General features: G+C 35.3%; 20 protein-coding genes. 3 read left to right on the forward strand and 17 right to left on the reverse strand.

Annotated features, from left to right (window positions below):
* Positions 1-100: 100 nt before the first annotated feature.
* The 11 genes from LO754_RS16595 to LO754_RS16645 all read right to left on the reverse strand — a co-directional run bounded on the left by LO754_RS16595 (position 101) and on the right by LO754_RS16645 (position 13,375).
* Positions 101-514 (reverse strand): YugN family protein, encoded by a 414-nt coding sequence (locus tag LO754_RS16595; RefSeq protein ID WP_024363220.1) that lies wholly within the window; start codon positions 512-514, stop codon positions 101-103.
* A gap of 395 nt (positions 515-909) precedes the next feature.
* On the reverse strand, positions 910-1,113 hold the full coding sequence (locus LO754_RS16600; RefSeq protein ID WP_024363221.1) for a cold-shock protein: 204 nt from the start codon (positions 1,111-1,113) through the stop codon (positions 910-912).
* A gap of 567 nt (positions 1,114-1,680) precedes the next feature.
* Positions 1,681-2,058: an SET domain-containing protein gene (locus LO754_RS16605; RefSeq protein ID WP_024363222.1), complete on the reverse strand. Its 378-nt coding sequence runs from the start codon at positions 2,056-2,058 to the stop codon at positions 1,681-1,683.
* 478 nt (positions 2,059-2,536) lie between these two features.
* The gene (locus tag LO754_RS16610) at positions 2,537-3,742 is read right to left on the reverse strand and encodes an SH3 domain-containing protein (protein ID WP_024363223.1); all 1,206 of its coding nucleotides are present in this window, start codon (positions 3,740-3,742) and stop codon (positions 2,537-2,539) included.
* A gap of 155 nt (positions 3,743-3,897) precedes the next feature.
* Positions 3,898-6,288 carry a GGDEF and EAL domain-containing protein gene (locus tag LO754_RS16615; protein ID WP_231784828.1) on the reverse strand — a complete coding sequence of 797 codons (2,391 nt, stop codon included), beginning with the start codon at positions 6,286-6,288 and terminating at the stop codon, positions 3,898-3,900.
* 12 nt (positions 6,289-6,300) lie between these two features.
* Complete coding sequence (locus LO754_RS16620) at positions 6,301-7,479, reverse strand: beta-ketoacyl synthase N-terminal-like domain-containing protein (protein WP_231784829.1); 1,179 nt, start codon at positions 7,477-7,479, stop codon at positions 6,301-6,303.
* A 208-nt stretch (positions 7,480-7,687) separates the two neighbouring features.
* Positions 7,688-7,888: a hypothetical protein gene (locus LO754_RS16625; protein ID WP_080653336.1), complete on the reverse strand. Its 201-nt coding sequence runs from the start codon at positions 7,886-7,888 to the stop codon at positions 7,688-7,690.
* Between the two features lie 214 nt (positions 7,889-8,102).
* Positions 8,103-8,441: a hypothetical protein gene (locus LO754_RS16630; RefSeq protein WP_025220198.1), complete on the reverse strand. Its 339-nt coding sequence runs from the start codon at positions 8,439-8,441 to the stop codon at positions 8,103-8,105.
* A 213-nt stretch (positions 8,442-8,654) separates the two neighbouring features.
* The gene (locus tag LO754_RS16635; RefSeq protein ID WP_231784830.1) at positions 8,655-10,406 is read right to left on the reverse strand and encodes an ABC transporter substrate-binding protein; all 1,752 of its coding nucleotides are present in this window, start codon (positions 10,404-10,406) and stop codon (positions 8,655-8,657) included.
* Between the two features lie 25 nt (positions 10,407-10,431).
* The gene (locus LO754_RS16640; protein WP_024363228.1) at positions 10,432-11,928 is read right to left on the reverse strand and encodes an ABC transporter permease; all 1,497 of its coding nucleotides are present in this window, start codon (positions 11,926-11,928) and stop codon (positions 10,432-10,434) included.
* Between the two features lie 16 nt (positions 11,929-11,944).
* Entirely contained in the window at positions 11,945-13,375 is a 1,431-nt protein-coding gene (locus tag LO754_RS16645) for an ABC transporter permease (protein ID WP_229387248.1), read from the reverse strand.
* 168 nt (positions 13,376-13,543) lie between these two features.
* Here LO754_RS16645 and LO754_RS16650 point away from each other — a divergent pair, with 168 nt between their 5' ends.
* Both LO754_RS16650 and LO754_RS16655 read left to right on the forward strand, forming a co-directional pair.
* Positions 13,544-15,280 (forward strand): ABC transporter ATP-binding protein, encoded by a 1,737-nt coding sequence (locus LO754_RS16650; RefSeq protein ID WP_024363230.1) that lies wholly within the window; start codon positions 13,544-13,546, stop codon positions 15,278-15,280.
* 115 nt (positions 15,281-15,395) lie between these two features.
* Complete coding sequence (locus tag LO754_RS16655) at positions 15,396-15,566, forward strand: YjcZ family sporulation protein (protein WP_080653337.1); 171 nt, start codon at positions 15,396-15,398, stop codon at positions 15,564-15,566.
* 350 nt (positions 15,567-15,916) lie between these two features.
* Here the strand turns inward: LO754_RS16655 and LO754_RS16660 are convergent, their stop codons facing one another.
* The 5 genes from LO754_RS16660 to LO754_RS16680 form a co-directional block, all read right to left on the reverse strand.
* Positions 15,917-16,483: a DUF4256 domain-containing protein gene (locus tag LO754_RS16660; protein ID WP_024363231.1), complete on the reverse strand. Its 567-nt coding sequence runs from the start codon at positions 16,481-16,483 to the stop codon at positions 15,917-15,919.
* A 59-nt stretch (positions 16,484-16,542) separates the two neighbouring features.
* A complete protein-coding gene (locus tag LO754_RS16665) occupies positions 16,543-17,367 on the reverse strand; it encodes a hypothetical protein (protein ID WP_024363232.1) in 825 nt (274 codons plus the stop codon).
* Positions 17,364-18,653: a DNA methyltransferase gene (locus LO754_RS16670; RefSeq protein WP_231784831.1), complete on the reverse strand. Its 1,290-nt coding sequence runs from the start codon at positions 18,651-18,653 to the stop codon at positions 17,364-17,366. Before LO754_RS16670 ends, LO754_RS16665 begins: the two co-directional genes overlap by 4 nt.
* An 868-nt stretch (positions 18,654-19,521) precedes the next feature.
* Positions 19,522-19,962 (reverse strand): YfmQ family protein, encoded by a 441-nt coding sequence (locus LO754_RS16675; protein ID WP_024363234.1) that lies wholly within the window; start codon positions 19,960-19,962, stop codon positions 19,522-19,524.
* Between the two features lie 338 nt (positions 19,963-20,300).
* Positions 20,301-20,675, reverse strand: coding sequence for an HsmA family protein (locus LO754_RS16680; RefSeq protein WP_231784833.1), 375 nt, complete (start codon positions 20,673-20,675; stop codon positions 20,301-20,303).
* A 199-nt stretch (positions 20,676-20,874) separates the two neighbouring features.
* Here LO754_RS16680 and LO754_RS16685 point away from each other — a divergent pair, with 199 nt between their 5' ends.
* Entirely contained in the window at positions 20,875-21,099 is a 225-nt protein-coding gene (locus LO754_RS16685) for a hypothetical protein (protein WP_024363236.1), read from the forward strand.
* A 139-nt stretch (positions 21,100-21,238) separates the two neighbouring features.
* Here the strand turns inward: LO754_RS16685 and LO754_RS16690 are convergent, their stop codons facing one another.
* Positions 21,239-21,466 carry a hypothetical protein gene (locus LO754_RS16690; protein ID WP_231784834.1) on the reverse strand — a complete coding sequence of 76 codons (228 nt, stop codon included), beginning with the start codon at positions 21,464-21,466 and terminating at the stop codon, positions 21,239-21,241.
* Positions 21,467-21,496: the final 30 nt, after the last annotated feature.

The following is a 21,496-nucleotide window of genomic DNA, read 5'->3' on the forward strand; positions in this document are numbered from 1 at the left end:
TAAAAAACTATTTTAAGAAGATTTGTCACTAAGTTCATAGGCATAATAAAAGCCACTACTTTTTAAAAGTGTGACTAGCGTAAAACAATTGGTGTAAAGACTAGTGAAAATAAGGGAGAACTTTATCAGCCACTACCTTTTCGCCAACTTCTATCCATTTACTTTTATCATGTATATAGCCATCCTTATCAAGCGGTGTTTGGAATTGGCTCGCTCCCGTTGCATCTAGCAAAGAGCCCTCATCATAATCCAATCCGACATTCGTTACATGTTTAATAACAAATGGGTTTTGAAAGCGAATTTGTGCATCATAAAAATCTAGTTCACCTTGCGTTACAATAAAAGGCACTCGCAAATAGATGGTTTCTCCACCCTCACTTGATAAAATCGTATCAAAACTTCCTTTGTGATACTCCCAATTGCCTCCAATTGTAAAACCATGTCTTTCTATATGATCACGTAAGTAACCAAAGCTTATTTCTTTTCCGACGATATTAGATTCAATTTGTAACAATTAGATACCCTCCTTTGCTGTTGATTGCAGTCTATCCTAAAGACACGAAATACAAACAAGTTTATTCATAGTGTTTTTTATTTCTTTATTCTAAACTCGATTTATTTAAGCAAAGTTAAGTTCTCTGTTTGCATAAAACCATTTCCAGAAGTACAGATACGTTTTAAGCGCTTCTCTACGCTCCCTATTACCTTTTCTCTTCATATAAAGGGAAAGAATCATCCAATGTTTAAAAGAGCGTACACATGCTGTTAGAAAGCTTCAATGAATAGGTTTATTGTCAGTCATCTCAAAAGACACTGAAATAAAAAAACTGTAGACAAATCCCAAATTGCTTTGAGTTTGCCTACAGTCTTAAGCATCGTTGAAGATGCCTATCGTCAGTTTAATAAAAATTAAAGTTTAACGATGTTTGTAGCTTGAGGTCCACGTTGTCCTTCTTCTACAGAGAATTCCACTTTTTGACCTTCGTCAAGTGATTTGAAACCGTCACCTTGGATAGCTGAGAAGTGAGCGAATACATCGTTTCCGCCTTCTACTTCGATGAAACCAAAACCTTTTTCTGCGTTAAACCATTTTACTGTACCTTGTTGTGTCATTTAAATGACCTCCATTAATTGTATTTAATAATATCCGATTTCCTCAAAAGAAAAAATTCACATATTACAAAAAGTACCGAACAAATAACACGATTACTCTTTGTAACATGTGAATTCATTGTTTCTTCGCAAACGATCTTATTAATTTCATTATATACTACAAAATTTCTTTTGTCTAGTGCTAGTATAAACAACTTTCAATTTCTTTATTCATCTTCTTTTAAATCTTTTCAAAAGAGGCTGGGACATAACTAAAAAATTTAAGGTACAGAGGAAAGGTGTTCATACATTTTTGCTATATGAAGAACTTAGCTATTCTTGCTTTTGCAATAAATAAAACAATAGAAGGGTTCACTAGTTGTTGGTAGCGGAGGTTGTGACTCCTGCTCAGAACAGCACACAATGTAAGACGCGGGCATTCCGCGCGTTAACGAGGGTTGCGGCTTACGGTGCTGAGCGGAAAGCACCGCTGTAGCGAACAAACAATGGCGCAGCAAAAAGGTGTTAGATTGACTGCAATCAATCTAACACCTTTTCTCTTTTGTCCCAGCTTCTGTTCACTCTTTATTATTTCTCATTAAACCATAATTGGTCTTGATTATCTACATCACCATTATAATTAATACATATTTCTTCCCCAGCCTTAATGTCTTTGAAAGCAAAGAAATCAAATGTCTGGTTTCTAAAATTAATCTCATAAGTTGCATTTGGTTCATAAGAATGGTTAAACAACATCCCATAACCAAGAAGAATTGCAGATTGACCTATACCATATTCAAAAGCATAATCAGCAAGCAATGTTTGCTCGATGTATTGATGCTGTTCATTTGGATAAGAAATGACTGGTGCTTCATGCAACAGCTCTCCTTTTTGGATATCGCACGTAGCAAATACCCCTCTATTGAATTCTCCATCACTTAATGGAGATGTTTTAATTTCTATCATATTCGTTCTCCTACTCACTATTAAAATATACTTACAACTGTACCATTAATTTAGTCCATGAGCTCATTTTTTTAATCTTTTGGGCAATTTTTTTCAATTTAAATCCATTTACGGTCTTTTAAAAGACAAAAAATTAGGTAATCTAATGCTTCTGGTAGCTATTTTCATTGCAAAAAAATCGTGCAGCACATCACCATTCAAATGCGCTACACGAAATATAGTTTGTCAAATCAATTTTTAGCATTGTTTTTTAATAGATGATGAAGTATAACCACTATGATTATTAAGCCAATAAAAGTACCTGTATTATCTGACTCAATGGCAAAAAATGTAGGAAGAACAAATAAATTGAGTATAAAGATGAATGTCGCCATTATCAATAAAAATCGATATATCATTTTATTAATCGCTCCTTACTGTTCTGTTCCCAAAGCATAGCTATCAGCTCTTTAACAAGTTCTAGCTTAGACAAAGGGAATTATTGAACCCAATAATCGTAACGACCCTTCACTAATCCTTTAGCAATAATATAATCGCCTGCGATTACTACATTGTTAAATGTTTCATAACTACCTGTTATATTTAAAGATAAATGCTCATATATTTTGGTCACTTTTTGCTCGTTTCCATTGATATAAATTGTATCATTTACTTTTAGCGGGAACTGAATCGTTATTTTATGGTCGTGCACTTCACTTGCTAAATGATAAGTTAGCTTATTATTTACAAGTGCATAGCTAAGAACTCCTGCTAGTTGTTTGCCTCCAGTAATTTCATCATCATTTACTAGTTGCATATAGCCTTGCCAGCGATTACTAGCAGTCGGTGAAAACTCGGCTAAATAGTAATCTGGGGCTGTTTGTGATAAGGAAATCTTTTTCGTTGCATCAAATAAAATGTTCGACGGTTCAGCTAAACTTAGTAGCTCTTTGTCCATGATTGGCGTTTTGGATAAAGCACTTGCAGGGAGGTATCCATATATTTTATTTGAAGACACGTAGGCACGACCATCTGCTGTTGTGAAATAGACTGCAACAGATGTGCCCGTCTTTAATGATTGACTTTGCCAGCCAGGACGAACGGATACATCAACATTTTCTTTTACATATTGAATAGTTCCTTCAGGTAAATTGGAAACATAGTCTTGCGGTACATATCCCCATACATAATCAATTGTTGAATCCGTTCTTGGATTGTATTCTACTTTTACATAATCTCCACTTAGCTCGACTACTTTAAAAACAGCTCCATATGGCGTATGCATAATAGTTTTTGCTGAACTACTCGGGGCTTCTTTAATAGAAACGCCTTTTGCTGAGCTTGAAAATATAGGTGTTCCAACCGTAAACTTTTCACCTGCTACTTGTTGTTGAATAGCTAACGGAACATCCTTGTAAATCACTAAATTGGTTGCTTGTACACGATAGCCGCCACTCATCTTGTATACTTTGCCAACAGTCGAATACTCATGGCCGTATACACGATAAAATTCTCCTTTCTTGACAACGAGTGAGGTGAACGTGCCATCAGCATTTTTTTTATATATTTTCACATCCTTTGAAAAGGTCAACTTACCTGTTTGCCCTTTTGTAATTTCCGCACCATCCCAAATAACCTGTGCTTTTATATTTGATTGAAAGCTTAAGCATATTATTAGCGTAAAGAATACTATCCATTTTTTCATAAACACCATTCGCTCCTTTTCATCTATTTGTCTATCTCCACTATTTTGTTCAAGCGTATAGTCGCAATATAATACTAGTAATTGTTACAGCAAAGGCTTCCTCAAAAGAGAAAGCCTAGCTAACAAATTTTAACCGTGAATGAATAGGGCGTACATCAGTTAATGGTAAGCCATTGCGCTTTTAATGCTGCGACAGGTAGTGGTCGGCTAAACAAATAACCTTGCGCATAGTCACAGCCAATTTCGGCTAAGAATTCGTATTCTTCCGCCCCTTCTACTCCTTCCGCTATTACTTTCAAATCGAGCTGCTTAGCTATCGCGATAATGGTTTTGACAAGCGCTTTGTTTTCATCATCTTGGTTCATCCCAATAACAAATGATTTATCAATTTTTAAGGAATCCAATGGATATTTATTTAAATAACTAAGCGAAGAATAGCCTGTACCGAAATCATCCATTGATAAACTGATTCCTAGTTTTTTCAATGCATATAATTTTTCAATCATTGACTCAGCGTACATCGCAATACTCTCCGTAATCTCCAACACAACATAGGATGCATCGAATGACGCATTCTCTATTGCTTGCTTAACATTTTCTACAAATGTTGATTCAAGCAGCTGCTTCACCGATACATTAATACTTATTTTTAAAGGCTTATTTGTTTCATTGTGCCAACGGGCAGTTTGTGCTATGGCTGTAGTCAATATCCATTTACCTATCGGAATAATCATCCCTGTTTCTTCCATAACGGAAATAAATTCATCCGGGGTAACTTGCCCCAGCACCTCATTATTCCATCTAATGAGTGATTCCATAGCAATAATTTCATTCGTTTTCACATCAATAATAGGCTGGTAATAAAGCTCAAACTCCTCATTATCTAATGCTGTTCGTAATTGCTTTTCAATCATCATCTTTCGATAGAAGTGTTGTTGCATTTCTGATGTAAATAATTGATAGTTATTTTTCCCTCGTTCTTTTACGTAGTACATGGCTGTATCTGCATGCTTAATCAATGTATTCGCATCATACCCATCATTAGGGAACGTGCTAATACCAATACTCGGTGTAATGAAATACTCACTTCCATCAATCCAAAACGCTGTATTAAATTGACATAACAAATCTTTAGCAAATCTCTCACTTTCAGTAGCATCATAATCAGGCAGTAAAATGGTAAATTCATCTCCACCGAGTCGATAGATCATTGCCTTGCTATGTTTTTCTTTTAGCAATATTTCAATACGCCTTGATACTTCAATCAATAAGAGATCACCCACATCATGTCCAAGTGAATCATTGATATATTTAAAACGATCGAGATCAAAGAACAATATGGCATTTTGACTTCCTTCAAGTTTTGCTTGTTCTAAAAGCGCTATTAAATCTTCATTGAACATCCTTCTATTTGGTAACCCTGTTAATGCATCATGATTAGCTTGAAACTTGATTTCATCTTCATAGCGCTTGCGTTCCGTAATATCAGTTGAAACTGCCAGTAATGTAGCACTATCATTTATATTAATCGGAACTTTAACCGTTTGTACCCATACCACTTCCCCCGAAGCGGATGTAATAGCTTCTTCTTTTATAAAATACTTTTCTGGCAATTTAAACGTATTATCTGGATTGTTGCATTCTTCTCCATCAGTGAAGTCAGCTAGTAAATCGCCGTCCGTTTTCCCAATCATATCTTGAAAGCTCATGCCCATTAACTGTGCATACGATTTGTTCATTAATGTATAACGACCACTTTCATCTTGCGCATAAATATAATTAGGATTTAAATCAATGACCCTGAACAAAAACTGCTTTTGCTCGTATAGCTTTTTATTCATATTATTAACAATTTCAAGATGCATTCTACTCGAAAGAATCAAGATAGAAATCGCAAAGACTAAAATAGCAATCGAGCTTGGGTACAATCTAGAAGTTGGAAACATATTTAAGTAACCAATAGCAAAGCCGATGGATGTGAAAATAGTAAAATAAAATAAAAAAGAACGTTCACTTTTATGTTGTACATCTAAACTAATCAACAAACAAATAATAATTGTGATGATAAATAGAAATACATTAAAATTAAAAATCCAGGATAGCTCTCCATCAACAGGAAAGTAAAAAACACTTGTATCTATTTGAATACGTTCTAATCCACGAATACTTTTAGAGCTACATCCTATTATGTAAACAAATAACGCAAACGCATAAGAGATGAATACAGTGGTCCGATTAACAATAGACCCCCACTTTTTTTGATACTCCGATGGGAGCATTTCTTGAACAATCGTATACCCAACGTAAAAGATGGTTGGTGTTAACATGATTGACCCAAATCGAAATAGTTTAAAAAAGAACATAATGGTCTCTTGGCTAAACAATTGAACAGCATATAAAAATGAAACATCTATATGCCAAAAGGACGCCAAAAGAAGAAATAGAAAAATAATTTTGGATAGTTTATTTTTTTTGAATAACACTAAAATCGTAATTCCAACACAAATGGGAATACCAGATAACAAAAGTAAAAAAATAAAAAACATATAAAGAGCCTCCTAAGTATGTGTCAGTAATAAACAAGCATTATTCCCGCTACTACCATGAGTAGTGATACATACAGACTCTACCGCTTGATGCCTCGTTTCATAAACAATCGGTGTATCTTCAAATCCATGCCCTAATGTTTTAATCGTTGGCGGGATAAACCCATATTCCATTGACAACAAAGAAGCTATGACTTGCATTGCTCCCATTGCACCAAACGTGTGACCAATCATTCCTTTAATCGAAGTAATGGGCACATTTGAACCAAATGTTTCTTTCAAAATAAAGCGTTCGATTTGATCATTCAATGCTATGCCTAGTGCCTGACTGTTTATATAACTCGGTAGTGTATCCCCAACCGTTTCTTGAAAAACGTCTAACATATGTCTACCAGTACTATCAGAATTTAATAGTTTCTGCCCTTCATTTCTCGAAATAACACGCTCAACCTTCCCATAAATGCTTTGCCCTCGTGCATTTGCAGATTGTCTACGTTCTAAAACCATAACGCCAGCTCCCTCGGATAAAACAAAGCCTTGATGCAGTGTTGAAAAGGGAACACCCGCTTTTTCAATGGAGCACTCCGTTGAAAGAGACCTCAATTTTTTAAAGCCATTAATAGTCCATTGGCCTAAAGGAGCCTCTGTTCCTCCTACAATGCAAGCATCAACACTTCCAGACTGTAATAATTGTTTCCCTATTAAAATGGCATCTAAACTAGCACTGCAACCAGTTGTGACGGTAAATGCAGAACCACACGATCCGATAGCTTCTGCAACAGAGCTCGAAAGCGTGTGGGTATCAACAAGCGCAACCCCATGAATCGGGAATTTTCTTAAATCAAAACCATCCGCAGCATATTTTTCGATTTCCAAAATCGCTCCAGCGGATGTACCCATAATGACAGCGATTCGATGCGGTTGAACATCTTTTAAATTTGCCATTTCCATTGCATCCAATGTCGCGGCAATTGCCATTCTTACAGAACGTGGATGTCGGCGATAATTTACGCCATTAATCTCCTGAAAGTTTTGGTCAATCACGCCCGCAACCATGTTTGCTTGAGGCAGATGAGCATTGTTTAAATTACTCTGTGTACAAATACCTTTTGTTAATACATTTAAAAAACTATGTTTATCTAGAATTCCAGGAGCTTTAATGCCATACCCTGTTATGACTATGTCGTCCAATACAATCACCTTCACGCGTTAACTTTATTTTATTATATACAACTAAATCAGACATAGCCATATTGGCAAGCCTTAAGTTCTAAATAGGTGATTGAAATGAATAATTTGTATCATATTTAAGCAAAAACTCGTAATATTTTAAGCAAGGTTTTTCTTTTCATCTAATATTTTACAAGCAAGAATACCATTTTTTATGGAAATAATAGTATTAATTGACGATTTTGTGGTTATATTCAACCCACTTTTCCATTTCTCGCTCAACAGCTCGATTTTGCCATTCAAACCAAATGCCGCTACATTCACTGCAATGACTTTCTACTCCGCTTTTATTGTGTCGATCTTTACATGTAAAGACCGTCTTTTTACGACAGCTATAGCAGTAAATTTCTTTATCTTGATTAAATATCACAACAATCAACTCCGACTTTTTCTTAAAGTACTTTCCAATTACTATGTGAATTATTCGTTACGTTGATTTACAACGAACACTAGAATGTCCTCTATTTTGGTTTATCATGTCAACAGCAAAAGCCCTTCTAACCGTTGGAGAATGGTAGAAGGGCTTTTTAATGTAAGTAAAGTATTTTGTAAAGTCGGAATAAGAGCTGCATAACTTTTCTATATTACTTTGCACTAGGTGGAATAATCTCTGCAATTAATAGGAGAAAAAACACCAGTCCAATTAAACAAAATAATACCGAAGCCAAAAATATCGGACCTTTCTTGGTAGTAAATTGCTCGTTTTTGTGAATGATTCCTGTTTGAGCAGTAACTTGAACTTCATTGTATCTAGCCATTGGTCCACCACTACTCAAAAAGTAAAAAATTCCACCTGCAATGGCAAAACCAACAAAAAACATAATTTCGATAAATCGAACAGAGAAAAACGATGCAATCAAGTAAGTAATGATTCCTTCTACAATCAAAGTGACTAGCATAATGAGTACATCTTTCTTTCGCAAATGCCTAACTCCCCTTCTTTATCTTTTTTCTTCATATACGATTAAAACTCTGAAAAGTTCCAATTTTAAACAAATAATGTAGCTTTGTACTAAAAAAAGCACTTCAACCATAAAAAATGGCTTTGAAGTGCTTTACCTAAAGTGGCAGATACTTTATTTACTAGCTTTATAAGCACTTAGAAATTCTTTTACCTTTGTGCTATCTGCTGTTAATTATAGGCCTGTGTCAACAAGTGGGGAAACTGTTGAAACGGCTGGTTTTTTATTACCTTGATAGAAACTAATAAATTCATCTTGGTTGATCGAGTAAAGGATGGCTTTACGCAAGTCTGCAGATTTCGAAACTTCAAGGCCTTTTGGATTGATTAATAAATATGATACAGCATTACTATCCGCTGTTTTTAACGCTAAGTTTGCATCACCTTTTACAACATCAATTTTCGTTTCAGGCACAGATTGTAATACGTCAATTTCACCATTACGAAGAGCAGAAAGTGCTGAGTCATTATCTTCAATGAATCGAACGTTAATATGATTAATTTTCGGCTCGTTTTCAGTCCCTACTTGGTAAGCTGGGTTTTTGACAAACGTTGCTTCATAATCATTTTTTTGAACTAAAATGTAAGGTCCAGATGCCGCTAAATGATTGGCATATGTTGCCCCTTCTGTTACAGTAGCTTGGTCACCGTATGCCACATTTACATTTGGGTCATAACTTTCTACGTCAAATGTATTGACTGCTTTAACTGCCGCTTCAGACACAATTCCGCCCGATTGGTGAGCTAAATAGTTTAGCACTTGTGGGAAAGGATTCGGTGTTGTAATTTTCACAACTTGATATTTACCTGCTGCATTATCTACACTCGCTTCGTCCGTTACAACTTGTGCAATCGCTGCAGGAAGTTTAGCCGATAATTCATCTAAAACTGATTGACCGTCAGACGTTTTCACCGCTTCAAGTGCAGTTATATCTGAAACAATTTCTACAGAGTCAATATTCTCATGAATAGAGTATGTGCGGTGATCTGGTACTGAATTTTGATCTTTTGCGCGCTGTAAAGAGAATACAACGTCTTCAGCCGATACTAAGTCGCCAGTATCTACCGCTTTGCCATTTTCCACCTTAGCAAAATTGATATCATCACGTAAGACGAAATAGTATTCTTTGTTATTTTCGGAAATAGCGTGTTGATAAGATAGTGAACCATTAGAAACGACCTCATCCGTATCAGATAAATTCACTAATCGTACATACATATTAGTATTTAATGTATTAATGGAACCGTCATTTCCTTTTACCGGGTCAAGAGAAGTTAAGGAAGCAATCCCTTGATGTAAAACTAATGTATCTGTTGCATTTTTAGCGGTATCATTAAATGAAATTGTTTCCCATGCTTGTGCACGTGATTTTGGTAAACGGACAGTGTCTGGGTTTACTTCTTTTGCATAAATCCCTTGGAACTTTTGAGAAATATATAATGGTGCAATATACGCATTATCAAACACTAATGCTTGCTCTAGCTCTTTATACTTCTCTTTTGCAGCATCTCCCGTTAACGTACTCGCTTCATCTATTAATTTATCGATAGTGGCATCGGCAGTCACACTGTAATCTCCACCTGTTTTAAATAACCCTCTTACTGCATAGTCAGGATTGCCGGTTACAGTTGTCCAGCTAGATACCGCTACATCATAGTTGCCAGCATCTTTTTGTGCCGAGTAAGAACCGAAGTCTGGTTGAATATTTAACTTTACTTCAAAACCATTTTTCACTAATTGGTCTCGTACAATATTCATATCTTGTTCTTGTGAAGCCATCCCAAGCACTTCAAGAACTGGTTTAGTACTAGCTGTTTCTGATTGATCATCTTTATTTTCTACATTTGATTTTGTTTCTACACAACCAGCTAACGCAACCGCAGCAACAGTTGCTGATGTAGCCAATGTAAATAATTTTTTGTTCATCTGTCTTTTCCTCCAATATAATAAGTTAATTTGTTTTAGGATCAAGGGCATCACGTAATCCATCGCCGAAAAAATTAAACGATAAGACGAGTAACATAATGCATAACCCTGGGAAAATAGCCACATAAGCATTGGTTTCTAAATACGTACTACCTACTTTTAAAATATTGCCCCATTCTGGTATATGCGGCTCTATACCGAGGCCAAGGAAGCTTAAACTACTAGTCGATATGACCGCTCCGCCAATTGTTAAAGTCGCTTTTACTATCATCGGAGCAAGAGCGTTCGGTACGATATGTTTAAAAATAATGGCGGCATCTGATACGCCTAGCGCCTTTGCTGATTCAACAAATTCAAAATTGGCAATTTGCATGACATTGGCGCGCATCGTTCGTGCATAGGTTGGAATAGCCCCTACACTCAATGCAATAATTAAGTTCACTGTATTTGCGCCAAATGCTGCAATAATTGCAATAGCTAGTAAAATGCCTGGGATAGCATATAAAATATCTAGCAAACGCATGATAATGTTATCTGTATTTTTTCCGTAATAGCCTGAAAACGCACCGAGTGCTCCTCCTATTACAGCTGGTATAATCGTAGAAAAGAAACCAACAATTAATGAAATTTGAGCACCAAATACGATTCTAGAAAATAAATCCCGACCAAAATTATCAGTTCCGAGCGGATAGTCTAAAGATGGCGTCTGTAGCAAGGCACTATAATTATTTTGCACGGCAAAATCGTAATCAAATGTCCATGAACTCACGACCGACAGCGAGAACATAAAAATAATGAAGAACATGCCGAATACAGCCATCGTATTGCGCAAGATTTTATTCCATATTTTTTGCCATTTTTCTACTGCCGATGGATCCGTATTACGTGCTTTTTTAATTAACGTCAAGCCAAGCAGTAATGAAAATAAATTGCCAGTTAGTGTAGGTAAAAGTAACACCACACCAAGGGGTATCATCCATTTTGGCGCATTACTAGCCGTAACGTAACGCGCTACAAGTATAGCCATCACGGCATAAAAGACAGCGAGTGCTAAAAACGCACCCATTGCGAATAAAAATGTATCGACTACATACGGCTTAAATAAATTGAGTGCCGAAATACCGATAATAAAAATTTGTGTAATGAAGGCATAGATGGCAAAAGTATATTCTGCCGTTTTATTTTTTGTTGCGAGCATAAATCCGAAACCTGCTGCAAATACATTACCCACTAGTACTGTTAGCATTAATGGGTAACCAAGCAATCTTGTTCGCTTTTGAATTTCTCGTTGTTTAGCTAAATCTTTTTTTATTTGCCACGTTGCGACCCATACATATAAAGTCGTAGCAACGTAAATGAAAAATAGCCCAAGGATATAGGGACGCCATACACCGTCAGCAAAATTAAAACTATTTAGTAAAAACAGCACTGAAAAAATAGCAGAAAAGACAATGGTAAACTGTGCATTGACATATTCTTGCGTTATTTTCATTAGCAGCTTAACATTCGAGATGAATTTCACACTATCCCCTCTCCTCCTAAGATTTCTTCATTTTTGAACGAATACGTGGATCAAAGAATGCATATAACACGTCGATCACCATGTTGACAATCGAAATCGTAATCGCAATATAGACAACCCCTCCAAGGAGTGCCGGTATATCCGGAATAAATTGTTTATCAACGATATAGCTACCAATACCACTGATGTTAAAGACTTTCTCTGTAACAGAAGCACCGCCAAGCATACCACCAAATAACAGACCGATTACTGTAACAATAGGAATCATTGCATTGCGAATCGCATGCTTGGTGATAACCTTGCGCTCACTCAATCCTTTCGCTTTGGCAGTAATAATATAATCCTCATGAATCACTTCAAGCATGCTTGACCTTGTCATGCGAGCAATCGACGCTGTAATAGAAGTACCTAATACAACAACAGGCATAACAATGGATAACCAATTATTCGGATTATAAGTAGCTGGGAACCATTGTAATTTTAATGAAAACGTTAAAATAAAAATCAAACCTTGCCAGAAGCTCGGTATGGATAAACCAATAAGTGCGATAAACATAAACGCATAATCTGCAAAAGAATTTGGCCTTACCGCTGAGATGATCCCAACAGGAATGGCAATCGCCACCGCCATTAGTAATGACAATAGGGCAATTTCCAATGTCACAGGAAATTTATTCATAATACTTTGCGTAATATTTTCCTTGCCTTCAAACGAATTACCTAAATCAAACGTAAACAGTCCAGATAAAGAATGCCAAAGCTGCACTAAATAAGGTTGATCGAGTCCATAAATTTTATTAAAATTTGCGACTTGTTCAGGTGTTGCCTCAATACCTAGCAAATTGCGAGCAGGGTCAAATGGTGATAAATATAAAATCGTAAATACTAATGTGGCAACACCAACGATGACAAAGGCACTTTGAACTAAACGTTCAACGATAAACCGACTAAATGCGTTACTACATAAGATAAGGAAAATATACATAAAAACACCTGGAATAAATGACAAAACTAAAAACAGTGGATTTTCAAGCAGTTCACTAAAATAGCTTTTATAAGAAGGCTTTGCTAAACCATCGTTTGCTAATATTTTTTCAACTTCTCTATGTAGCTTTTGTTCTGTTAATTGATTAACAACCAAATCCAGTTGACGTTCATTCAGTGATTTATTAAAAAATGCAGCCTTTGTTTGTTCCTGTAGCCTATATTCCGCTGCCCAAGCATGTACTTTTCCCTCTGAAATAAATTGTTGTTTCATTTGTGCAAACAACGGCACATATAAATTTTTATCCTTTTTTAACAAATATAAAAAATATGTAACAACATGAACTGGGAATCCTAATAAAAATAGTGCAATTGAATAACTATGTTTCCTCGTTATCTCGCTAAAAACCCGCTTGAAATAATAATTTCCCTCAAACTTTATAATATTCTGAAAATTAATCATGTATTTTCTCCTTTCTTCGTTTACTATAGTAGTAAGGTATGAAAATCAAACGAAATAATTTACATCACAGGTTATATTGTACAATCCCTACCTGTATAGTATAGTATGTATGAACGACTACATTTCGTCAATAAGAATATTTAAAATTTATAAAAGGATGAGCATTCGATGAGTGAAAAAATTCTTGAAATACAAGATTTACGCGTTTCTTTTATTACTGGTGAAAGTGAATTTGAAGCAGTAAAAGGGGTAAACTTTTATGTCAATAAAGGAGAAACAGTCGGCATTGTAGGCGAATCTGGTAGCGGTAAAAGCGTAACGGCTCGATCCATCATGCGCCTTCTCCCTTCCCCCCCTTCTTTTTTAAAGTCTGGAACAATTCTTTTCCAAGGGGACAATCTAGTGACACAAACGGAAAAACAAATGGAAGCGATTCGGGGAAAAGATATTAGTATGATTTTCCAAGACCCCATGACTTCCACTAACCCAACCATTCGTGTTGGTGAACAAATCGCTGAAGGTTTAATGAAGCATCAAAAAATGACTAAAAAGCAAGCCTACGAAAAAACGATTGAATTATTAAAATCTGTTGGTATAAAAAATAGTGAGGAGCGTTATCATCAATACCCGCATGAATTTAGTGGTGGTATGCGTCAACGTGTCATGATTACCATGGCTCTTGCCTGTAACCCTGCCCTGTTAATTGCTGACGAACCAACAACAGCACTAGATGTCACAATCCAAGCACAAATTTTAAGCATAATGAAGCAAATGCAAGAACGTCTAGGGACATCTATTATCTTAATTACGCATGATTTAGGTGTAGTTGCAGGTATGTGTGATCGTGTCATTGTCATGAAAGAGGGAGAAATTGTTGAGGAAGGCACTACGGAAGAAATATTTGCGAACCCACAGCACCCCTATACAAAGCGTCTGTTAAACGCATTGCCAAAGCTTCATGAAAAAAAAGAAGCGAAACAGCCACCCCATCTAGCACAAGATATAGATTTAACTGTACCGCTTGTTGAAGTTCGCAATTTATCAAAACATTTCGATTTAAAGAAAGGTGAGCTTTTAAAGGCAGTCGATGATTTATCATTCCGTATTTTCCCTGGTGAGACATTGGGGCTCGTTGGTGAATCTGGTTCAGGCAAATCAACAACAGGGCGTACGATTTTACAGCTCCATGAACCAACAGATGGTGAAGTGTTGTATAAAGGGGTGCCTGTTACACGCTTATCTAAAAATGAGTTAAAAAGTATGCGACGTCATATGCAAATTATTTTCCAAGATCCCTATTCATCACTAAACCCTCGTAAAAAGGTGCTTGATATTATCGGGGAAGCGCTTGATGTACATAAATTAACGACATCAACAGAACAACGTCGTGCCCGAGTTGAAGAATTACTCGAACTAGTAGGCTTAAAAAAGGAACATGCTTTACGCTACCCTCATGAATTTAGTGGCGGGCAACGCCAACGTATTGGCATTGCGCGCGCTTTAGCTGTCGAGCCAAATTTTATAGTATGTGATGAACCACTGTCTGCTCTAGATGTTTCCATTCAAAAGCAAGTTGTGGATTTACTGAAAGATTTACAACAACGTTTAGGTTTAACCTATTTATTTATCGCCCATGATTTGTCGATGGTCAAACATATTAGCGATCGCGTTGCCGTTATGTATGGAGGAAAAATTGTAGAATTAGCAGAGAGCGAAGAGCTGTATGCCAACCCACAACATCCTTATACCAAAATGTTATTGCAGTCAATTCCGATTCCAGATCCAGCCATTGAAAAACAAAAGAAACGCCAAGTCATGACCGAAGAAGAGTTGATGGTAAACCGTTTTAACTTAGACAATACACAACTTGTAGAAGTTTCTAAAGATCACTGGGTTGCGATGTAACAAAGCACAAATGGTTTTTGTGGCGATTTCATTATTTTTCTTACCCCAATGGATAAACACCCCTCCACTTCTTTATAGTTTACATACTATATATTGAAGAAAGGAGGGATTTTCCATGGGATACTTCGGCGGAAATGTAGGAGGCAATTGGAACAACAATTATTGCGGTAACTATGAATACGGTAATAACAATGGCTATGGTTCAACATTCGCTCTAATCGTTGTATTATTTATTCTTTTAATTATTGTTGGCGCTACTTTCATAAATAGCAAAGAAGACTGCTAATTCTAACATACAGATTCATTGCGCCTCTCTATAAAAAAGGGTTATTCCCAGCCTAGTGACCCTTTTCATTGTGTTTCAAAATAGACGAGCTGGTTGAAATACTATCTTTACATTTCTCACTAGCTCCCGCTTTCATACGAAAGAAACAGTCACCCTGCTAATTTGCATGGATGACTGTTTTCATTATGAGCAAAACTATCTCTTCATCGTTTGGACTCTCCTTATGGTGATTAGCCCCCAAACGCTAGAAGCCGCTATTATATGAATGATTTGCTTTAGCACTTTATCAATTCAAAAAGCTTTCTAAACAGCATAAACGCTCTAGAAAGCTTTTAGAAGGTTATTTATATTTATACTTTAAGCGCACCACGGAAGCCTCTTGCAGCATAGTAGGAATCCGCTCCATTGTGGTACATAAAGACTGTATCGTAGCGACGATCACAGAAGATGGCCCCGCCCAGCTTTCTAATATTTGCAGGTGTTTGTACCCAGCTCGACGTTTTTAAATCGAAAGTACCTAGTTCCTGCAATGCTCGGTATTGTTCTTCTGTTAAAAGTTCAATGCCCATAGCCGTTGCCATATCTATCGCCGTATTTTCTGGTTGATGCTTCTTCCTTGACTCCAATGCTTCACGATCGTAACAAACACTTCTGCGACCTTTCGGGCTCTCCGTTGCACAATCATAAAAAATAAACTCTCCCGTATTTTCATCATACCCTACGACATCAGGCTCACCGCCAGTGCTTTCCATTTCATTGAGTGACCATAGTTTTTCAGCTTTCGTCTCGAGCTTTGCTTGTACTGAAGTCCAATCAAGACCTTGATGGCGATTCATATTTTTCTCAAATCGCTCTTGCAAAGTTTGAAGTAATTCCTCACATTGTTGGAGTGATAACGCATTATTTTTCTTTGACATAGTTGTTTCCTCCTTATTATTTCTAACTTTGCTACATAACCTATTATTTTATTCATTATCTAATAAATCTCGTCCTTCAGTAAACCTTCTGAACTTAAAATATACTTTGTCTGCTGCTCAATGCTTGAAAATGATTCGGTAGCAAAAAAAACACCATTAATATGTTCATCTTTTAATCTGGTTTGTAAATTAATATGTTCACTCGTAAATGGGTAATAAATTATTGCGTAAAAGCTAGCATTCGGACAAATTTTTTTAAATTTTCTCGCCTTATTGATGATTTCATCCGCTCTTTTATGGATATCTTGTTTTGCCTCAATTCTCCTGACATCGATACCAACCTTATAGGGCGCATTGGATGGATGTACTGCATCTAATTGAAAGTTTTCCCCATCACATTCAAACTTAACTTTTTTAAAATCATCCGTTCTTGCATTCTTTTTTAAAATAGTAAGAATCGCTTTTTCCCAACTACCTTTAAATTTTCTTATTTCTTTATCTACATAAAACCATCTATCCAGCTCACATATTGCAGGAATTGCAAGTTCATTTGGTAACATCGGTTTAATATAACCTGCTAAAATAGCCGCTTTTTCTTTCGGTAACTTATCACTATATGTATCAATAGATATATCTAAATCTCGCTTAATCGCCCTTCCTGCAACATTTACCGTCGCTAAAATGGATTTGACCACGATAGGGTAAGCGCTAAATGCATTCGCTAATTCACCAGCAGTCATATTACCAAAATTAATAAATGGTACTTCTTTTATAAAAATAAAAGGTTCGAATGCATGTAATAAAGCATTTTCGACGATATTTTGTCTATCTGACACACCATGAACTTGTGCTACTTGTTCTCTATGGCTACTATACTCCGTCAATTTTTCCCCTTCTTTCTTATAAGAACAGCATCCTCATAGTAAATTTTATTTTTCACATATTTCGAAGATTTCGTATTAACATTGGCTAAATGATGTTTCACAACATCTCGTTTAATAATTTGTGCTTCTAAATTAAGGGATTGAGCCATCTCCACATACATTTCTCCCAGTTTAGCTTCTACATCTTTATAATAAGAAGATTGCACCACAAGACAAGCTTGTCCATTTGGTTTTAGTACTCGTTTGATTTCACGTAACGACTCAAATGCATCTCTAAAATACTGTAAAAATATAGGTAGGTAATAACTTTGGGAGGCTTTTGCATGATGTTCTTTCACCTGTTTTAAAAAAGAACAAATACAACTACCCCACTTTTCGTTTATGACTATATTTTTATCAGCAATAACAGGAGCTCCCATAGTTGCTCTTCTCACTCTATCAAAATCCGTATCTTGTTTATAACCTAAAAACAATAATTCTGGCTTTGTAGAAACAGCGTAATCAATGCGTGTTAAATACGGAGGAGAAGTAATGATATTATCTGCGGTACAATCAGAAAAAATCATTTGTTTACTATCCCCTTCATACAAAGAGGGATAGGAATAGCCATAATTTAAAATATTCGTATAGTATGTTTCTAAGTCTTTTATCATGGCCTTTACATAATGATAAAATAAATGATATGTATCTACTTCGTCGGTTCTCGCTTTACGTATTTCATTTACTAGCCATGTTGGATTTTTACCTACCTTGAATTTCCCTACGTACCTTAAACACCTAAATAGAACGGCAAAGTAAAAAGCTCGTATTGTATCTGATATTGGTGCATCTGAAATATCGCTGTGATGCTTACAAACATCGTCGATAGCTAGTTGAATTTTATTTAACACATTCAGATGTTTATCACTTACAAATTCTAATGTGTCTTCATTATTTAAAAATTCATCTTCTGCAAGTTTGACATGACTAGCCGTTTCCTTAATAGCATTTCCGATACTATCCAAATTCAATTCAATTAAATTTCTAGTTTTAGCTTTCGAAAAAATGACCATCACTGGGTTGATATCTATACCAAAAGATTTGATTCCTCTCTTTTGGCACACTAAAGCCGTTGTGCCACTACCCATCCAAGGATCGAGTACAATCGAGCTCTCATTAGCTCCTAAATAATCTAGCATATCCTCCACAAAGTATTCAGAATAACTCGCATAATAGGGATGCCAATTGTGAATACCATTCCGTTCATTTTTCCCTCTTTTAGCTGACCTTATATTTTCTGCTAACATTTACTGACACCATCCATTCAAACGCCATGTATTATTAATCAACTAACTAACCTCTAACCATTAGTAAGAAAATCACATGTAATTCATGTATTTGCTAATTCTTATAGAAGGCAAATGCTGCTAACTAAAAGCTATTTTGTGCTGTAAAAACCACGAACTTACTAAACACAGTACACAAATTTTATAAACAAAATCCATCCTAGTCAATTTTCAAATAAATACAATATAGAATTTTATAATTATTAGTAAAAGAATTGCAAATGCTATTCTTTTTAATTGCAGCATTTTGCTATCATTTTATAAAAAAAGGATAAAGAGGGGTCTATATGAAAAAATCAAAAATTTTATATTAACCGTGATTTTATCTTTACTTATAATCGTTGTTGCTAGTTTTTTATTGCAATAAAAAGTCGAACCTATTCTGCAACAGATGTATTAACAGACGCTAATTTCAATGCAGCCAATCCAGCTGTCACTGTTCATAGAGTCAATATAGGTGACAAAGATATATTTACAGACATAAAACTCCCCAAAGAAACACAAAAAGAACTTATAGAATCTTTTAAAAACGCCAAATTTGAAAAAGCATCAGTATCCTTGCTTGATTATGATTACCGAATCAACTTCACATTAAATACAGGTTATGCGATATTCCTTGATTCACATAATAAATCACTGACTGTAAATAAGTACCAAAGAGGACTATACAATCTCAAACGATAGCAATTTTTTTACTATTTTAAAAAAGACGACGCAATCAAAGGCACTTACAATTTAGTAAGTGCCTTTTTCATTTCATACAAAACGAAAACAACCAGTCGCCGCTATAATAGCGACAACTGGTTGAATCATTTGCAATGAAAGCTTTTTATACTAAACCTTTAGACGTTGAAAAGTTTTGTAAACAATCAGAACTTACACTGTACGAAACGACTTTTTCCTTGTATTTCTTCACGATATCAACGTGATTATCGTAATTAAAAACAAAGAAGTGTATATCCTTTTTGCCTTTTTTAAAATTGATAACAAATGGCGTGATATTTGATTCAGGTTCTAAAAATAACTTTTCATTACCTGGGAAAATATAATGCTTTTTTAAAAACGAAGCTTCATTAAAATAGTTAGTAAATCTACTTTTTTCTTCTTCTTCTAAATTCTTTCCGTTATAGGTTACGGTAACATCTTTTGCATCCAGTTTTTTGTGCAGTTCAAATTTACTGACAGTCCACCCTACAACGATGCTTGGAGGACTCATTACCAATTTAACAATAGATCCAATCACTATTGTCATAACTAAACCCCATGTCATATCTTATCAGCTCTTTCATAATTTATTAATGTAGTAGCAAGTAATTAAATTGTATCACCTTCATTGCTCCGTGTTTCATTAGAGGGGTGTTTTCAACCACCACTCATTCAAAAGGGATTTACATTTATTGTAACCATCTAATTGGATGTTATTTTGCCCATACATTTATTTTAGAGCTAAAATATAATGTTGATTTAGATAGCGCCTATTGAAAATTGGAATTCAGTAAATGCCCCATTCAAAACCATACCATATAAGATTTGAATATCAAATGAAAGTATTGTGACATAATAATAAATAGGGTAATTTTTAGAACATTTTTTTCAAAGAACAAAACTTTAAAATTTGTTAATCATCCCAAATATCATTCCAGATATATAAGGAAACAACCAGATGAACCATACCACCATGCTTAACTTATGGAACTTTTGCTTCATTTTAGAGTCATTTTTCACCAACACAATAGAAGCCCAAATGGCATGAAATAACATTAACACAATAGCTAATAAACCTGTTACGCCATGAAAGCTAACTAAAGATCCTTCTGTAGCCATTTTTTCCATCATGGTCGTTCCAAGCGTATCGCATATGAAGCCTATCCAAAAAATAATCACATGCCACAATTTTAATGTTTTTTGAAATTTTTCTGACCATACTCCTACTGTATAAAAAATTAGTGCTGCTGTAATAAATATTGTAGCCATTATTAACATTTCAATCACCCGATTCATAGCACAAATTTAAATGTACCTTTATAAGAATGCATACACTTATTGCCTGATATATTTTACAAAGGCAAGATGAACAACAGATGAACTGGTTAAGATATATTTCATCAGTTTTTTAAGGACAGCGCTGTACATTGGTTAATTATTACTAATATTGTATTATCTATAGTGGGGGTGAATATTAATGGATGAAATAGACATTTTAAATAAAGAAGCAATCAAAACAGATTTAGCGTTAATTAAATCTTGTTTGCGGTTAATCAATCAAACAGTCACGTTAAGCAAACGAAGAGGAGAAACGTTTAACGCTTCAGAAAATGAAGAAATACATATGTTAATTTCAAAAATTGATAGGGACTTGCACAAAATTAAAGTAAACATCGAGTATGAAACAAACCATACGATGTAACGTTAACCTTTTTATTTGCACGAATTGCCATTATCTATAGCGTAATATTATATAAACAAAAAGGAAGCGATTAGAGCTTCCTTTTTAAATATCCAACTATCGTTGTAAGCATAACGATAAAAGTATTAAATTCGTTGGATTAATCAAATGTGACAACATTTTGCACGACCGATACCTTATAAACTTCTTTCGTACTAATTAATATCGTTTTAAAATGTTCAGTTTCAGTAAATGAATACCAAGGCTTTTCATTGAATCCATTAGACAGTTCTTCTACAAAGGTTTCTTGTCCAATATTATTTTTAATTTTATATTCTTCTTCACTTCTTTCGTTAAAGTAAAACTTCACCGAATATTCATAATCCATTAGCCTGCACCCCCCATCTACCTATATCAT

Origin of the sequence: Lysinibacillus sp. GJ-1 (assembly GCF_021166035.1) — a bacterium.
Taxonomy (GTDB): Bacteria; Bacillota; Bacilli; order Bacillales_A; family Planococcaceae; genus Lysinibacillus; species Lysinibacillus sphaericus.

Coding starts and splice junctions, on each gene's coding strand:
- LO754_RS16690 (WP_231784834.1), bottom strand. CDS start 21,466: ATGGATTATGAATATTCGGTGAAGTTTTACTTTAACGAAAGAAGTGAA.
- LO754_RS16650 (WP_024363230.1), top strand. CDS start 13,544: ATGAGTGAAAAAATTCTTGAAATACAAGATTTACGCGTTTCTTTTATT.
- LO754_RS16600 (WP_024363221.1), bottom strand. CDS start 1,113: ATGACACAACAAGGTACAGTAAAATGGTTTAACGCAGAAAAAGGTTTT.
- LO754_RS16670 (WP_231784831.1), bottom strand. CDS start 18,653: ATGTTAGCAGAAAATATAAGGTCAGCTAAAAGAGGGAAAAATGAACGG.
- LO754_RS16685 (WP_024363236.1), top strand. CDS start 20,875: ATGGATGAAATAGACATTTTAAATAAAGAAGCAATCAAAACAGATTTA.
- LO754_RS16675 (WP_024363234.1), bottom strand. CDS start 19,962: ATGACATGGGGTTTAGTTATGACAATAGTGATTGGATCTATTGTTAAA.
- LO754_RS16660 (WP_024363231.1), bottom strand. CDS start 16,483: ATGTCAAAGAAAAATAATGCGTTATCACTCCAACAATGTGAGGAATTA.
- LO754_RS16645 (WP_229387248.1), bottom strand. CDS start 13,375: ATGATTAATTTTCAGAATATTATAAAGTTTGAGGGAAATTATTATTTC.
- LO754_RS16605 (WP_024363222.1), bottom strand. CDS start 2,058: ATGATAGAAATTAAAACATCTCCATTAAGTGATGGAGAATTCAATAGA.
- LO754_RS16615 (WP_231784828.1), bottom strand. CDS start 6,288: ATGTTTTTTATTTTTTTACTTTTGTTATCTGGTATTCCCATTTGTGTT.
- LO754_RS16655 (WP_080653337.1), top strand. CDS start 15,396: ATGGGATACTTCGGCGGAAATGTAGGAGGCAATTGGAACAACAATTAT.
- LO754_RS16610 (WP_024363223.1), bottom strand. CDS start 3,742: ATGAAAAAATGGATAGTATTCTTTACGCTAATAATATGCTTAAGCTTT.
- LO754_RS16680 (WP_231784833.1), bottom strand. CDS start 20,675: ATGTTAATAATGGCTACAATATTTATTACAGCAGCACTAATTTTTTAT.
- LO754_RS16635 (WP_231784830.1), bottom strand. CDS start 10,406: ATGAACAAAAAATTATTTACATTGGCTACATCAGCAACTGTTGCTGCG.